Annotated in this window: 7 protein-coding genes; 6 read left to right on the top strand and 1 reads right to left on the bottom strand. The window is 62.2% G+C overall.

Going from position 1 to position 16,882, the window contains the following annotated elements; all coding sequences use genetic code 11:
• The first annotated feature begins 113 nt into the window (after nucleotides 1–113).
• From NH14_RS30470 to NH14_RS30465, 3 genes are all read left to right on the top strand, one after another.
• A complete protein-coding gene (locus tag NH14_RS30470) occupies nucleotides 114–1,091 on the top strand; it encodes a GlxA family transcriptional regulator (protein ID WP_035534863.1) in 978 nt (325 codons plus the stop codon).
• Nucleotides 1,092–2,495: 1,404 nt separating this feature from the next.
• Nucleotides 2,496–2,630, top strand: coding sequence for a hypothetical protein (locus NH14_RS33945; protein ID WP_269151893.1), 135 nt, complete (start codon nucleotides 2,496–2,498; stop codon nucleotides 2,628–2,630).
• A gap of 409 nt (nucleotides 2,631–3,039) precedes the next feature.
• The gene (locus NH14_RS30465) at nucleotides 3,040–3,642 is read left to right on the top strand and encodes a hypothetical protein (RefSeq protein ID WP_168727172.1); all 603 of its coding nucleotides are present in this window, start codon (nucleotides 3,040–3,042) and stop codon (nucleotides 3,640–3,642) included.
• 11 nt (nucleotides 3,643–3,653) lie between these two features.
• On the opposite strand, the gene NH14_RS30460 is transcribed toward NH14_RS30465, so the two are convergent.
• A protein-coding gene (locus tag NH14_RS30460; protein WP_152617377.1) for an IS3 family transposase occupies nucleotides 3,654–4,828 on the bottom strand; the annotation gives its coding sequence in 2 pieces (ribosomal slippage) (nucleotides 3,654–4,579 and nucleotides 4,579–4,828; 1,176 coding nt in all).
• 171 nt (nucleotides 4,829–4,999) lie between these two features.
• Between NH14_RS30460 and NH14_RS30455 the strand changes: the two genes are divergently transcribed.
• The 3 genes from NH14_RS30455 (at nucleotide 5,000) to NH14_RS30445 (ending at nucleotide 16,867) form a co-directional block, all read left to right on the top strand.
• Complete coding sequence (locus tag NH14_RS30455) at nucleotides 5,000–5,698, top strand: hypothetical protein (protein WP_168727171.1); 699 nt, start codon at nucleotides 5,000–5,002, stop codon at nucleotides 5,696–5,698.
• 258 nt (nucleotides 5,699–5,956) lie between these two features.
• Complete coding sequence (locus tag NH14_RS30450; protein ID WP_052148620.1) at nucleotides 5,957–16,528, top strand: two-partner secretion domain-containing protein; 10,572 nt, start codon at nucleotides 5,957–5,959, stop codon at nucleotides 16,526–16,528.
• A complete protein-coding gene (locus NH14_RS30445) occupies nucleotides 16,529–16,867 on the top strand; it encodes a DUF6572 domain-containing protein (RefSeq protein WP_035534952.1) in 339 nt (112 codons plus the stop codon).
• The last annotated feature ends 15 nt before the right edge of the window (nucleotides 16,868–16,882 follow it).

The following is a 16,882-nucleotide window of genomic DNA, read 5'->3' as shown; positions in this document are numbered from 1 at the left end:
GTGTTTTCCTGATCAGACGAACCGGCTCGCGCTTGCGGGCCGGTTCTACATTCTCAGTTCGTGCAGGCTTGTCTCCATAGGGGCGCAATGTGACATCCGGCACCGCCGAAGCTATTGAAACCACCGAACTCACCAGGCCGGTGGCTTCATTGCAACATTTTGGGTTCCTTACCTTGCCGAATTTTTCGATGATCGCGTTTTCGAACGCCGTCGAAGTTCTGCGCATGGCCAACTATGTGGGCCGTGGCGATCTTTATCGCTGGTCGGTCTATACGCTCGACGGCGCGCCCGCCCGCGCGAGCAACGGGATTTCGGTGCGTCCGGCCCAGGCGCCGGACCCGGACGATCTCCCCGACGTCATGATCGTTTGCGGCGGCATTCACATTCAGGACACCGTGGACGACAACGTGCGCGACGCGCTGCGCGGCTTCGCGCAGCAGGGCATCCCGCTTGGCGGCATCTGCACGGGTGCGTACGCGCTCATGTCGAGCGGGCTGCTCGACGGCTACCGCTGCGCGGTGCATTGGGAAAACCTTTCGTCGCTGCACGAGCACTTTCCGCACGTGCAATTCGCCGACGAACTCTTCGTGGTCGACCGCGACCGGCTGACCTGCACGGGCGGCACGGCGCCGCTCGACCTGATGCTCGATCTCGTGAGTGCGCGCCTTGGCCAGCAGCTTGCCGCGAAAGTTTCCGAGCAATTCATTCTGGAGCGCATTCGCGGCGCAACCGACTTGCAGCCGATTCCCGTGGATGCGCGTGTGGGCTTTTCGCGCGCGGAACTGGTGGAGGTCGTGCGGCTGATGGAAGCGAACATTCGCGAGCCGCTTTCGCTGGACGAACTCGCGCGGCTCGTGCGGCTTTCGCAGCGACATTTACAGCGCATGTTCAAGGCTTACCTGAACGTGTCGCCTACGCATTATTACCTCACGCTGCGCCTGAAGCGCGCGCGCGAACTGCTGCGCACGACCGATGCGTCGATCTCACGCGTGACGGCGATCTGCGGGTTTAATTCGCCGTGTCATTTCAGCAAGGCGTATCGCGTGCAGTTTGGTCATGCGCCGAGTCATGAGCGGCGTGGGGGGGAGTGAGGAGGCGATCCATCGGCATTCTTGCCGGCGTGACGGCTGCGTTGCCCTGGTGAGATTCGTTAGCCCAGCTTCACTGTGCGACGGGATGCCGAGGATCGAGCAAAGTCGTAGTGGGGACAATACTCTTCGAACAGCACCTCGCCGATCATTACGCTTTCATACAGTCTCGATCCAACGCATACGGTTTTAGCAGCGGGTACCGCATCGGGGGCATTACGTCGCCGTCTTCCAATCGTCCAGTCCAATTTTCTCGACTTTGGGTTGCCCGTCGACCAGGGTCCACCTGAACATGCGCTTTTTGTCCTTGCGGGACGAACTATCGACAACTGCGATCCCCATGCCAAAGTAACTCGCGGCAAACGATACTTCGTGGCGTGCTAAAGGTACGAGTGAGCTTCCCGCCGCGCCAAGCGTGACCGTGGCCGCAATCCCGCCCAGGTGAAACAGAGCGAGTTGGCCGGGGAAACGCGATATTTAGCGCGTACATAGAAAGCCCATTTGACCCGTCGTTCGTTGAAGATGCCCTGGGTGATTGCGTGGAGCTGCGCGGCTACCAGCAATTGCGCAGCGAGTTTCACGACCAACGGCGCTTGTTCATCGGCGGCGCACGCATATCAGTCTATCTACATGCAGCTTGAGGCAACACCTTCGTGGTGTACGACTCAAATTCAGGTCGTATCCGAATACCGAAACGATGCACAGGACGCCTTAGAACGATTGCGCCAGTTCGATAGCGCAATCGAACAGGCGGCGTTCTGTGTGCCGCTGGAATTCCAGATGGCATAGAAACAATTGGGACAGTTGCTCCGCGCTTGTCTTGTCGAGCGGGACAGGGGCAACGATGCACCGATTCCGGGAGAGCACGAACGGATACATAGGATCATCAACTCGGCCGCTCCGCTTCAACACGAAATCCGGGTGTTGCATATAAGTTTACCGGACGCACTTGCAAATGGCATTGCAGAGCGGGAGGAACGCGCGGTCGAGAGGTGACCTTTTGAGTGTGTCGCGTAGGTGCGCTGGATCAACGGACAACAAAAAACCCGCTCGGGGCGGGTTTCAGTTTCTGGGCAAACTCGCCTGAAATTCGTGGCGATTGTCCCGAGAATGTCCTGCTCGGCGAATCAGGCAATTTCGGAGGACACACGAAATCGGCTAGAAGCCTTGTGCTGCTTGGTTGCGGGGATAGGATTTGGCAGTAAGAGACAGCTTGTGTTCCTGCATTCCGTCGCGCCGCGCGGCCGTCGTCCACGGCACGCAAACCCTGGTGCGCCAGTTCTGATTGGCTGACCAGTATAGCCGGGCCGTGCAACCGGTGGCGTTGCACGGCTTCTCCCTTCAGTTGAAATCTTCCCCTGTTCGCGGGTGCGGTGCAAAACACCGTGTCTCTCTTTGCCCGCGACAATGACCCTTCCCCAATTCGCCCCGCCAACACTTGCCGAACTGCGCGACTGGTACGTGCAGTACCGGCGCGACGAAAACGTCTGGAGATTGATTCTCGAAGTGCAGCGCGTGGCGGTCGGCCTTCGGCATCTATGACGATGACGAGGAAGAAGATGCGGCCTGCATCATCGCGCGCCACGCAGCATAGCCGCCAGGGAAAATCCCTATCTACAGCGGTATGACTTGTGACGGACTTCGGCCTGCGTCCTTTCATCTGATCTTACTTCGTTGAAAGCTCCGTCTGACAGGGCTTTCGGGCGTTTCAATATGTCCGCAAGAAAATAGCGGCGAATCCCGTCAATTCAAAAGTCAATTTACCGACATAGACAATAGTTTATATAAGGAGCATCGCTCTAAAACTCACCCTTGCGCGTCTTTCCTGAATCCTCTAATGTTGATTGCGCATTAGGAGGGACAAAACAATAAACACCTGTCTACAGGGCCGCACGCTAATAGACGTGGGTATAACCGTTAATCGCCGTGTTAATCCGAGGGAGACGCATTCATGTCCTACGGTCTCGACTTTTCCGATTGCCGTTTTCTAACGGACCATAAAGGGAACAAGCTACGCGCGGACATCCCTTACGCCATGTTCTCGATGCTTATTGAATGCCGCCAGGCCGCGCTTGCCGCGCAGACACGGCAGATTGAGCGAACCACCAGACCGGGAATGTACAAGGGGTCGCTAGGCGGTCAACCAGGCGGGCCTGGTGAACCGCCATCCATCAATTCGCCCGACGCCGCGATTGCGATGCAGCCAGTTCCCAACACGCGCGCCGGCGGATCGTCCCGAAGCCGGGAACAGCTCGAAGCCTTGTTCAGCGCGCCGGCCGTACCTGTCGAGACATCGGTCGAAAGTGATGCACCGCCACCCGGCGAGCCCGCCAGCGATGCGCCCCTGCCCCCTGCATCCAACGGTCAAGCCAGCCAGAGCCGCTACATACGGCACACCTTTTTCCCCCGCGAGTTCTGCGCCCCGATCCCTGACGAGGTTGCCGCTGCCATCGCGGGTGGAATCTACTTTCTGCGCGCATGGCGAGAATATCGTCGTTATGAAACCCGCGATACGGCCGAATTTGAGGTTGCCCGCGAATTTCGTATCCGCTAACTGAGCGTTCGTTATGCCGCCTGCTGTCGCTGTGCAGCGTACCAACTTCTCTCGAACTGCATAGGACTGACGTAGTTCAACGTCGAGTGCAGACGCCCATGATTGTAGAAGCTCAACCAATCAATCACCTCGTCCATCGCCTCGCGACGCGTCGCAAAGCGCCGGCCGTGAATGCGCGCTTGCTTGAGCGATCCCCACAGGCTCTCGGTGGGCGAATTGTCCCAGCAATTGGCCTTGCGGCTCATCGAACAACGCATGCCGTAGCCCTTGAGCAGGGTCTGGAATTCATCGCTGCAATATTGGCTCCCACGGTCGCTGTGCAGGATCAGGCCGACCTCGGGGCGACGGCGGAACCACGCCATACGCAACGCGTCAGAAACCAGCTCGGTGCGCATGTGCGGCTTGAGCGACCAGCCCACGACCTGACGGCTGAACAGGTCCAGGATGACGGTGAGGTACAACCAGCCCTCGTCGGTCCAGAGGTACGTGATGTCTGTCGTCCAGACCAGATCAGGCCTGGCCGGCGAGAACTCACGCTGCAGCAGGTTCGGCGCGACCGGCAGATTGTGTCTGCTATCGGTCGTGGCCTTGAACCGGCGCTTGGTGCGCGCCTTGACGCCATGCAGTTTCATGAGCCGTTGAACCCGGTCCTTGCTCACGCGGATGCCTTGAGCCAGCAGCTTTTTCCAGACGCGCGGCCAGCCGTATTCGCCTTTGGATTCGGCGTACACGGCACGGATGTGGACCAGCAGTGCGTCGTTGCTAATGCGTTGGCGCGGCCGCTCGGGATCGACATCAACAGCCTTGCGTCGGTGATAGCCACTGGGGCTGACGCCCAGCGCCTGGCAGGCTACGGAAACCGGCCATTGCCGGCTGTGTCGTTCGATCCACGCGTACTTCACACCGACCCCTTCGCGAAGTACGCCGTCGCTTTTCCCAGGATATCGCGCTCCATCTTCACGCGGGCCAACTCGGCGCGCAGCCGGGCAATTTCCATCTGCTCGGCCGACACCTGTTTGCCCGCCCCATTGAGCTTGCCCGCATCGTCGGCCTTGATCCATGCATTCAGCGTCTGCGTACTGATGCCCAGAATCTTCGCCGTCGCCGCCTGGCTCTGGCCATTACGCACCATGCGCACCGCTTCAATCTTGAATTCCAATGTGTACCGCGCTCTCGGGTTGCCCATCATTCCTTCCTCCTTCACTGAGTTTTACACACTCTCAGCAAGGGATACGTTTTTCGAGGGCAAGGTCTATTAGTCGGGTTTTCGGAAAAGACAGTTATCTGGCATGAGCAGGGATATAACAAGCCGGGTAAAGAAACACTAAAGCGTTTTGCCACCGTTTACGATTGCTCAATGGAGCAATTGACAGCCATTTTCAATGCGCCTGAAAAAAACCTTAAAAATAAAGACGGGAAAGAAGCAGCCGTAAAGACGGCGCCGGTTGATACGGATTACCCGGACACGGTTCTTGACCATATCCGGTCGGGCAAATCACCCGTCACGGCATGGCGCATCCATCGGCGCATGACTGACAAACAGCTTGCGGACCGCTTTGGAACATCCGTCGCGTTGTTGCACGAGATGGTTGAACGCGACCGCATGAACGACAGGACTCTGAAGAAGTTCGGCGAGATTTTTCATTGCACGCTCGACCGATGGTCGCGTAGGGAAATGCTGCATCGGCTGGCGCCGGAAGCCAGTACAAAAGAACGCGCTCGAATCGGGCAACAGATTTATCAGCTTGAACGTCGGTCTTCGCGCCATTCCGACCTGCTGCTTCCCATTGCGGAATTGTTTGGCATCCCGCCGCAGGTTCTGCTGAAAACCGATCTGACGGACCTTGCGCTAAGTGAAGTGAACCGGCTCGCGCTTGCGGAAGCGAGATCGGTCAATGGTGGCGTGAAGGTGTTTGCTGGATGGTACGAATCCGCGACGGACGAAGCGCGCACGATTGTGGAGAGAGTATTTGAAGTAGATCGCGACACCCCGGAACTGCTACCAGGTCTGTCAGCAATCGTCAATGCATTTCTCGACAGTCATTCGGTGCGCTGAAAGCGGAGCCTTTTAGAACTAGTCGAATGAAGAAAAACAAAAGCGGTTCCCCTACACCCGGTGGACATTGCCACTTTCAAGCCCGCAGACAACGCGGGCTTTTTTTCGCTCGTGTTGGCGATATGCGACAGCGCTATGCATATCGCATGAATCTCTTTCGGATTAATCTGAATATTGCATCGCCTTGACAATGCTTGACCCATTTGTTCCCAGCACGCCGCAAGAATCGAAAAAAATCATTCTTGCGGGGTTGGATCGATGAATCGCTGTTACCGGTTGGTCTATAGCCGTGCGCGCAACATGCTCGTCGCCGTCGAGGAAACGGCAACGGCTGCGGGCAAGACGGGAGAAACGCGCGTTTCGGGACGCACTTCGAGTCCGGTTTATCTGTCGCTGCGCCGCCTGCTGCCGGCCGTACTGCTCGCACTTGTGCCGATGCTGACGTTCGCGCAGATCGTCGCGGGCGGCGCGCACGCGCCGAACGTCATCCAGACGCAAAATGGGCTCGATCAGGTCAACATCAACCGGCCTTCCGGCGCGGGCGTTTCGGTCAACACCTTCAACCGTTTCGACGTGCCCGGGCGGGGCGCCATTCTGAACAACTCGCCGACCATCGTTCAGACGCAGCAGGCCGGCATGATAAACGGCAACCCGAACTTCTCGGCGGGCCAGTCGGCGCGAATCATTGTCAACCAGGTTAACAGCGCGAACGCGTCGCAGTTGAACGGATTTCTCGAAACAGCGGGCAATCGCGCGGAAGTCATCATCGCGAATCCGTCAGGCATCTCCGTGAATGGCGGCGGCTTCATCAATACGTCGCGCGCGATCCTCACGACCGGCACGCCGAACTATGCAGCCGACGGCTCGGTCTCGGGCTTCAACGTCACGGGCGGCAACATCACGGTCAGCGGCGCGGGCCTGAACGCGTCGAATGTCGATCAGGTTGACCTGCTCGCGCGCGCCGTGCAGGCCAACGCGGCGATCTACGCGAAGAACCTGAACGTCATCACGGGCGCGAACAGCATCGACCATGACACCCTGAGCGCCACGCCAATTGCAGGCGACAGCCCCGCACCAGGGGTCTCCATCGACGTGAGCAACCTGGGCGGCATGTACGCGAATCGCGTGTTCCTGGTGGGTACGGAGGCCGGCGTCGGGGTCTCCCTCAAGGGCATCGTCGCCGCGAATGCGGGCGACCTCGTGCTGACCACGCAAGGCAAGCTGGTCCTGGCGAGCCAGGCGAACGCAAGCGGCAACATCAACGTGTCGGCGCGCGATGGCATCGACAACAGCGGCACGACATACGCGCAGCAGAACGTCAGTCTGGGCACGGGCGGCGCGCTGACGAACAGCGGCCTCGTGGGCGCGCAGCAGAACACGGCCATAAACGCGGGCGCGGTGAACTCCACCGGCACGCTTGCGGCCGGCCTGAACAGCGACGGTTCACTGGCGCAGTCCGGCGACCTGAACATGAGCGCTTCCGGTGCCGTCAGGGCGACCGGCCGCAATGCAGCGGGCGGGAATGCAAACATCAGCGGCGCGACCGTGAATCTCGCGGGCAGCAGCACGTCGGCGAACGGCGCGATGACGCTCGCGGCGAACGGTGGCGACCTGAACCTGTCCGGCGCGACGACGACCGCAGGCGGCACCCTGGACGCGCGCGCAAGCGGCACGCTGAACAACGATAACGGCGCGATGTCCTCTGGCGGCGCGCAGACGGTCACGGCGGGCGCGCTGTCGAACCGCGGCGGCCAGATGATTTCAGGCGGCGCGCTGACCGGAAACGTTGCCGGCGCGACGAACAACCAGGGCGGCACGATGCAGGCGAGCGGCGCGCTTTCGGTGGCATCCGGCTCGCTCGAAAACTCAGGCGGCCATATCGCTTCGCTGGGCACGGATGGCGTCAGCCTGACGACCACGGGCCTGCTGAATAACGGCACAGGCGCAACTATTGGCGGCAACGGCAACGTCACCTTGCAGGCGGGCCAGATTGCAAATGCGGGCTCCATCACGGCGGTCCAGAGCCTGATCGCGTCGGCGGCCCAGACCGTGTTCAACGGCGGCGTGTTCGCGGCAAACGCGAACATGGCCCTCACGGCCGGTTCAACCCTCACGAACACCAGCCAGTTATCGGCCAATGGCGGGCTCTCCATCGCGGCGGCAACGTTCGACAACAGCGGCGCATCGACACGCGCCAGCCAGTTCACACTGCACGCGGGCAATCTCCTCAACCGTGGCGGTACGATTGCCCAGAGCGGAACCGGCGCGACGACGCTCGATGTGAGCGGCACGCTCGACAACACGAACGGTTCGCTTCAGACCAATGCCGACAGCCTCGCGCTCGGCCCCGCCGCGCTCCTGAACGATCACGGCACCATCACGAATTCGGGCGCGGGCACGCTCGTGGTCAATACGGGCGTGCTGTCGAACAACGGCGGCACGATCGTGACCAACGGCACGCTGAACGCGCATGTCTCGGGTGCGCTGTCGAATGTCGGCGGCACCTTGCAGGCGGCGAAGCAACTCACGGCCGATGCGGGCAGCATTGACAATACAGCGGGCCACATTGTCTCGCTTGGCACGGATGGTCTGAGCATCCATAGCGCCGGCGCGCTCAACAATGGCGCGGGCGGCAGCATCGGCGGCAATGGCGATGTCGCCTTGCAGGCTGGCCAGATTGCGAATGCGGGCTCGGTCACGGCCGTCCAGAGCCTGATTGCGACAGCGGTGCAAACCCTTTTCAACAGTGGCACGTTCGCGTCCAATGGCAACCTGACGCTGTCAGCCGGGACGACCCTCACGAACAACAGCCAGTTCTCGGCCGGTCGCACGCTTTATCTCTCGACTGCGACGTTCGACAACAGCCACGGCACGATCAGCGCTGACCAGCTCGCGCTGCGCGCAACGAATCTCCTGAATCGTGGTGGAACGATTGCGCAGAGCGGCACGGGCGGCACCACGGTTGACGTGACCGGCACGCTCGACAATACGGGTGGCACGCTCCAGACCAATGCCGAAAGTCTCATGCTCGGCCCCGCTGCACTCCTGAACGATCACGGCACCATTACCAGCGCGGGCACGGACAGCCTGGCGCTCGACACCGGGACGCTGTCGAATAACGGCGGCACAATCGCGACCAACGGCGCACTGAGCGCGCATGTCTCGGGCGCTCAGTCGAACGTCGGCGGCACCATGCAGGCCGCGAAACAACTGTCGGTCAATAGCGGCAGTCTCGACAACAGCGCTGGCCGCATCGTTTCGCTTGGCACGGACGGCGTCAGCGTGGCGACGACGGGCCTGCTCAACAACGGCACGGCGGGCTCCATTGCCGGCAACGGCAACGTTGCCTTGCAGGCCGGCCAGATTGCGAATGCCGGTTCCATCACGGCGGTCCAGAACCTGATTGCGACAGCGGTGCAGACCCTCTTCAACGGTGGAACGTTCGCAGCGAACGGCAACATGACCCTCACGGCCGGCACGACGCTCACGAACGCGGGCCAGTTCGGGGCCGGCCACGCGCTGGTGCTTTCGGCAGCAACGTTCGACAACAGCGGCGCGACGGTCAGTGCCGGTCAGTTCACGCTGCACGCCGCGGATTTCCTCAACCGTGTCGGCAGCGTTACGCAGACCGGGACCGGCGCGACCACGCTCGACGTGAGCGGCACGTTCGACAACACCAACGGCTCGCTCCTGAGCAATGCCGACAATCTTGCACTCGGCGCTGCATCGCTTGTGAACGACGACGGCACCATCGCGAATGCCGGCACGGGTACGCTCTCGGCCAGCGCGGGCACGCTCTCGAACAACCGCGGCGCGATGGCGACAAACGGCACGCTGGACGTGCATGCGGGCGCGGTGGCGAATCGGGGCGGTACGATGGCCGCGCAGAGCGGCGCGATGCTCACGCTCGCATCGCTCGACAACAGCGCGGGCGGCTATATCGGCGCGAAGAGCGTCACGGTCACTGACGCGGGCGCACTCGACAACACGGACGGCACCATCCAGGCGGACGAGACGCTCAAGGTTTCCGCGCAATCGGTGGCGAACGATGCTGGTGCGATTGCGAACGGTGGCGCGGGCGAAACAGCCATCACGGCATCGAGCGTGATTTCGAACACGCGCGACGGCCTGATTGGCGGCAATGGCGATGTGCTGATGTCAGGCGGCAGCGTCGAGAACTCGGGCGGCACGGTGACGGCGGGCGGCGCGGCGTTGGTCCAGTCTGCCAGCACGCTCGGCAACCGCGCAGGCATCATCCAGGGCATGGGCGCAACGGTTGCGGCCGGCGGCGCAATCGACAACTCGGGCGGCCAGATCGAGGCGGACGGGGTGAACTCCGCACTGACGGTCTCGGGGGCGACGCTCGACAATTCGGACGGCCGCATTGCCAACACTGGCATTGGCGCGACCACCATCACGGCCGGCACCATCACGAACAGTAACGCGGGCGGCGTCACGGGTGCGGGCACGATTGGCGGCAATGGCAACGTGAGCGTGAACGCGCAGACGCTCTCGAACACGAACGGCGCGCAACTGCTCTCGGGTCACGACCTGACGCTGGACATAGGCCAGTTCGCGGACAATACGAGCGCGACGCTCTCGGGCGCGAATAATGTCACGCTCAACGGTCCGAACGCGGCGCTCGTCAACGTGGGCGGCTCGGTGCATGGCAATGGCGCGGTCATGCTCGACACGGCATCGGTCGACAACACCAGCGGGCGCATCGGCAACGATACGGACAGCGGCGGCTCCATCGCGATCCATACCGGCGCACTCGCGAACCAGGGCGGCGCCATCGGCAGCGACCAGAACCTGAGCGTCACGACGAACACCCTAACCGGCGACGGGCGCATCATCGCGGGCAACGATGGCGCGCTCACGGTCAACGGCGACTACACGCTCAACAGCACGAACAAAATTCAGGCAAATCACAACCTCGCGTTCACCACGGCCGGCGCGTTCACGAACCTGGGAACGCTCGGCGCGGTCAACGCGCTGACCGTCAACGCCGCCAGCGTCGACAACCAGGCCGGCGCGGACCTCAACTCCACGGACACGACTGTCAACGCAGCGGGCGCGATCAGCAACGCTGGCCGCATCGAAGGCGACAGCGTGACGACGAATAGCGCTTCGCTCTCCAACATCGCCACGATTGTCGGCAACACCGTCACGCTCAACGCCGGTTCGATTGCGAATACGGGCGCGGCGGCAGCGCTTGCGGCGGCCTCGACCCTGAACCTCTACTCGCCAGGTGACATCTCGAACACGGGCGGCGCGACGATTTTCAGCCTGGGCGACATCAACATCGCGGCGGACGCCACACGCGGCGCCAACGGCGTGCTCGCGAAGCGCGCGGGCTCCGTCACGAATGACCAGTCGACCATCGAAGCCCTGGGCGATATCCAGATTGCGGCGCAGACGCTCACCAATACGCGCCCCGCGCCACTGGTCGAAACGGTCATGACGGACGTTGAGACAATCCACCAGACCAAGCGCGACAAGTACATGCCGTGTACGGTCCAGAACGCGGACCCGCACACGTCCTGCACGCAACCGGTATGGGCGGGACCCTACCAGCATCCGCTGAACGCCACCTTCGACACCTCGCAGATCGTGACCGAAGGCGTCGGGCCGGCTGCGACCGACCGCGTGCTGATAGTGAACGTCAACGGCCAGCAGCAGACGATCTACTACAACACCCTCACGGCCAATGGCGACGGCACGATTACCGTCAGCTACTGGGACGACTACGACCCGCATATCAACTTCGACCCGGCCACGGAATACCCTGGGGACAACCAGGCGCACAACCACTACCAGCGCGTCGAGGTCGCGCGCGACACCACCACCACCACGCAGCTGGACCAGATCGCCGGACCGCAGGCGCAGCAGGCGCAGATCATGGCGGGCGGCAATCTCGTGCTCGCCAACGTCGGCTCGCTGAACAACGAATACAGCGCCATTGGCGCCGGTAACGCAATCCAGATTGGCAGCGCGACCGCGAACGGCGACGTGGCAAGCGGCAATTACGGCGGCACGCTCGTGAACAACATCGGGCAGACCCTCTACCAGTACCAGCGGCAGGACATCGTCTCGACCTACGCCTGGAACGAGGATATCAGCCGCGATCGTGGCACGGTTGCGCAGCCCTCGATCATCCTCGCGCCGGTTGCGATTGGCGGCACGGGCGGCGCGATCATCGCGAACAACGCTGTACAGATCAACGCGACGGACATCAACAACACCAACGTCGCCGCAGCAAGCTCGGCCACGGGCGCGACAGGCGGCACGCTGGGCGCGAATGGCGCCATTGCCACGATCAACGGCGGCAGCCAGCAAACGGTGAATGGCGCGGGAGGCGGCACCTCGGTGAACGCCCAGTCAGGCAACGCGGCCGGCACCGTGAGCGGCGGCGCCTCGGTGAGCGGCCAGTCGGGCACCGCCGCCAGCACGGTAAACGGCGGCCAGGCCCGCGTCGACGCCCCGCAGTCGGTCGCGGGACCGACCGGCGCACTGAACATCCCCCTGCCGTCGGGCGGTATCTATACCGTCAACCCCGCACCCGGCGCATCGTATCTGGTGGTCACCGACCCGAAGCTGACGAGCTACGCCAGTTTCATTTCCAGCGACTACATGCTTGGGGCATTGGGCCTCGATCCTTCACGGATCATCAAGCGCCTCGGCGACGGGCTCTACGAACAGCAGCTCGTGCGCAACCAGATCACGCAACTGACCGGCCGCGCCTACATGCAGGGCTACAAGAGCAACGAGGACGAATATCGCGCGCTGATGAACAACGGCGTGAATGTCGCGAAGGCGTTCAGTCTTTCGCCGGGCATTGCGCTCACGGCGGCGCAGATGGATGCGCTCACGAGCGACATAGTCTGGATGGTCAACCAGACCGTCACGCTGCCCGACGGCAGCACACAGACCGTGCTCGCCCCCGTCGTCTATCTCGCGCACACGCACGCGAACGACCTGCAACCCACGGGCGCGTTGATTGCCGCCGACGATGTCGAGATCCACGCGGCAGGCAGCGCAACGAACTCGGGCGTCATCAAGGGCGGCACGCAGACCGTCATCAGCGCGACGAACATCGTCAATCGCGGCGGTGCCATCGGCAGCAGTTCGGATAACGGCACGACGGTTCTGTCGGCATCGAACGATATCGTGAATGCCTCGGGCCGCATCACGGGGAACCGTGTCGCCGTGCTCGCGGGGCACGACATCGTCAACACGACACTGGTCGATAACGTGGCGGTAACGTCGGTGGCCGGCAGCAGCAAGGTCACGCAAACCCTCGTCGGCGCGCAGGGCGTCATTGCGTCGACAGGCGACATGGTTGTTGCGGCGGGGAACGACCTGACGGTTCACGGCGCGAACATTCTCGCGGGCGGCGATGCGCGGATCGCGGCTGGTCACGATATCAACGTTGACGCGGTCGGGTCGCACACGACGCAGTCCGTCACGACGAGCGCCAGCAATTTCACGCACGCCGAAAGCACGCTCAACCAGAGCAGCAGCATTGCATCGGGCGGCAGTCTTGCGATGCAAAGCGGCAACGACATGACGTTCAGGGGCGCTAACGTGAGCGCCGGGACGGACCTGGCCGTGGTCGCGGGCGGCAACCTGACGGCGACCACGGTAACGAATTCGGCAAGCAACCAGGATGTCACGCGCGACAGCAAGACCCGCAACGGCGAAGACCGCAGCTACGACGAACAGGCAGTCGGCACGACCTTCAAGGCGGGGGGTAGCGGCACGGTTGCGGCACTCAGCACCGACGCCAGCAAGGGTAACGTCACGCTCACGGGCTCGTCACTCACCACGGGCACGGGCGCGGCGAGCATCGCGGCAACGGGCAATGTCGACATCAACGAGGCGCGCGAAGAACACGACCGCTATTCGGCGGTCGAGTTCAAGCGCGGCAGTTTCGTGCATGGCTCGACCACGAACCAGATGCAGAACACGCAGGCCAACGTTGGCGTAGGCAGCACGGTATCGGGCGACTCCGTGAGCGTTCAGTCAGGCAAGAATCTGACCGTGGCCGGTTCGACCATTGCGGGCACGAACGACGTGAACCTTGCCGCAGCGGGCAACGTGACCATCACCACGTCGCAGGACACGCAGAACTCGCAGTCGTACTACAGCAGGCACGAATCGGGCATCGGTACGAGTGGGCTGTCGCTGACCATCGGCAGCAGCAGCCAGGAGAATACCGGCTCGGGTTCGAGCGTGACGAACAACGCGAGCACAGTCGGCTCCATCGGCGGCAACCTGACGGTAAGGGCCGGCAAAGACCTTCGCGTAAGCGGCAGTGACCTGATTGCGGCCAGGAACATCACGGGTACGGGCGAGAACGTGACCATCGACGCGGCAACCGACACGTCGCAGCGCTCGCAAACGCAGAAGACACATTCGAGTGGCCTGACTATCGGCCTGGCCGGCTCGCTGGGCGATGCGATCAACAACGCGTATTCGGAGAGTCAGGCAGCCAGCCACTCTGCGAGCACCGGCAATGATCGCGCTTCGGCGCTGCACGCGATTGCCGCAGCGGGCGATGCAGGCATGGCAGGCGCGATGGCGAAGGATGCCGTCACCAAAGGCGGCGCGCCAGACATCGGTATCAAGGTGTCGGTTGGTTCAAGCAGCAGCCGCAGCGATTCCAGCGAGAGCCAGACCACGAACCGCGGCTCAAATGTGAACGCAGGCGGCACAGCGGCGTTCGTGGCGACCGGCAACGACACGCCGGGTTCGGGCAACGTCACCATCGCCGGATCGAACGTGAGCGCCAATGACGTGCTGCTGGACGGCAAGAATCAGGTGAATGTCACCAACACGACGGACACCGATTCGACGCGCAGTTCCAACAGCTCCAGCAGCGCAAGCGTGGGCGTGCAGTATACGCTTGGCGGCGGCTTCGGAATCTCGGCGGCGATGAGCAACGCGCACGGCGACGCGAACAGCGACGCGTCTATCCAGAATGCTTCGCACGTCACGGGCGCGAACAGCGTCACGGTCATCTCTGGCGGCGATACCAACGTGACCGGCTCGCAGATCGCCGGCAGGCAGATATCCGCGGACGTGGGCGGCAACCTGAACGTGACGAGCGTACAGGATACGACCACGAGCGCGGCGCACCAGAGCAGTTCGGGCGGCGGTTTCACGATCACCCAGTATGGCGGCGCGAGCGCCAGCGTGACCGCACAGAAAGGTCACGCGGACGGCAGCTATGCGGGGGTGAACGAGCAGGCCGGACTGTACGCGGGCGACGGCGGTTTCGACGTGAACGTCAAGGGCAATACCGCGCTCACGGGCGCGGTGATTTCCAGCACGGCGGACGCGGCGAAGAACAGCCTGACGACGGGCACGCTTGCCTACAGTGACCTCGAGAACCACTCGCACTACTCGGCGAACAGTATTGGCGGTTCTTACGGCGTGGCGGCATCGACGGGTTCGGCCGGCAAGTCGGTCGGCCCCGGCTCCGTTCCGGGCACAGGCGGCTTTGTGCCGATGATTCCGCAGAACGATAGCGGCGACCAGAGCGCGACGACGCGCAGCGCCGTGAGCGCGGGAACGGTCAACATCACGGACGGCGCGAACCAGAAGCAGGATGTGGGGAGCCTCAGCCGCGACACGGCGAACACGAACGGCAAGGTCGCGAACGCGCCGGACGTGAACGACATGCTCAACAAGCAGGCCGATACGATGCAGGCCGCGCAGGCGGCGGGTCAGGCCGTTGCCCAGGGGATTGGGGCGTACGCGGATATGAAGCGCGACGCGGCCGAAAAGGCGGTCGAAGCGGCAGCTGACAGCAACGATCCGCAAGCGATGGCAGCCGCGCTGGCCGATTACGCGAACTGGCGTGAAGGTGGTGACGCGCGCGCAGCGCTCCAGGCGGGAGGCGGCGCGCTTGTGGGCGGGCTTGGTGGCGGGGCCTTCGGTGCAATTGGCGGCGCCGCAGGCGCTGCGCTTTCGTCGAAACTCGCTGACCAGACGAGAGCGGCAACGGACGCCGTAACCGACGCGACCGGTTCATCGTTGATCGGCAATATCGGCGGGAACATCCTTTCTGGCCTGGCTGGCGCCCTGGTCGGCGGTGGCGCAGGCGCGGCAGCGGCGTCGAACGTGAACCTTTACAACGAAGGGAAAGACCCGGAGGCCGCGGCGAAGGACGCGCGAGTGAAAGGCATTGTCGAGCGCGCGCTCGGCAACGCACCAGACTTCAACCCGGTTTCGCTTGGTACGCTGATCGACCAGTTCATCGGACAGGTAAAGTCTGGCGCGCAGGCCAAAATGTCTGAAGCGCCCTCGGCACTGGCGGCACAGGGCGTTGCGAACGGTATAAATGCTGGTATCGGAATCGGCGGCGGCGTACCGCCCGCTGCAAGTCCTGGAGCGGTGCTAGTGAATGGCGCAGGACAGGCGTTAAGCAGCGGCGCGGGTTCGGCGGCTTACCAGCCTGACAATGCGACACTTAACGTTCAGGACAACAGGGACAAAGGACGCGCGTTTGAGGCTGAAACCGTAAAAACGTATGAGCAACAGAATCCCGAAGTTGTACAGGAGGTTACGGTCAAGGTTGCTGACGGAACCAAAACTCGCTTGGACATCGTCACAAGAGACGCCAACGGTAACATTGGTTGTGTCGAGTGCAAATCCTCTGACACGGCGCCGTTGACACCCAATCAAACTGCGGCGTTCCCACAAATCGAAACAGGCGGTGCAGTGGTTGTCGGGAAAGGCAAGCCAGGCTTTCCCGGTGGTACTGTGATCCCTCCTACCAAGGTTGACATTGTCCGACCAGTTACTGTGAATGGAGGCAAATAAATGTCTATTCTCGACACAAACGTCGTTGACGTAATCGGCATCGATGCCCCCAACGGTATCGCCCGACTAGGTATTTCCGATCACCTTAGATGGGACGAGGCGGAACACGATCATCTTGTTTTGCTCCAAGACAAGATCAATACCTATTTGATGTATCTAGAGAGCGGTCAAGTCTACGAAAACAATCCCAACACAAAGGGTTGCAAATTCGAAATCGAGCTTGTCGCCAAGTACGAACTCTCGCCCGGAGCGTTGGACTTCTTCAAGCAGGCACAAACGATCGTGCGCGATGCCGGATTTGAACTTACGTGGCGGGTTCCTCCAGCAGCAAAGCACTAACGGGGATTGAAATGG

The organism is Paraburkholderia sacchari, assembly GCF_000785435.2.
GTDB classification, from domain to species: Bacteria; Pseudomonadota; Gammaproteobacteria; order Burkholderiales; family Burkholderiaceae; genus Paraburkholderia; species Paraburkholderia sacchari.
The sequence above is the reverse complement of the archived record's forward strand: the minus strand, read 5'-3'. Positions and strand labels throughout refer to the sequence as shown.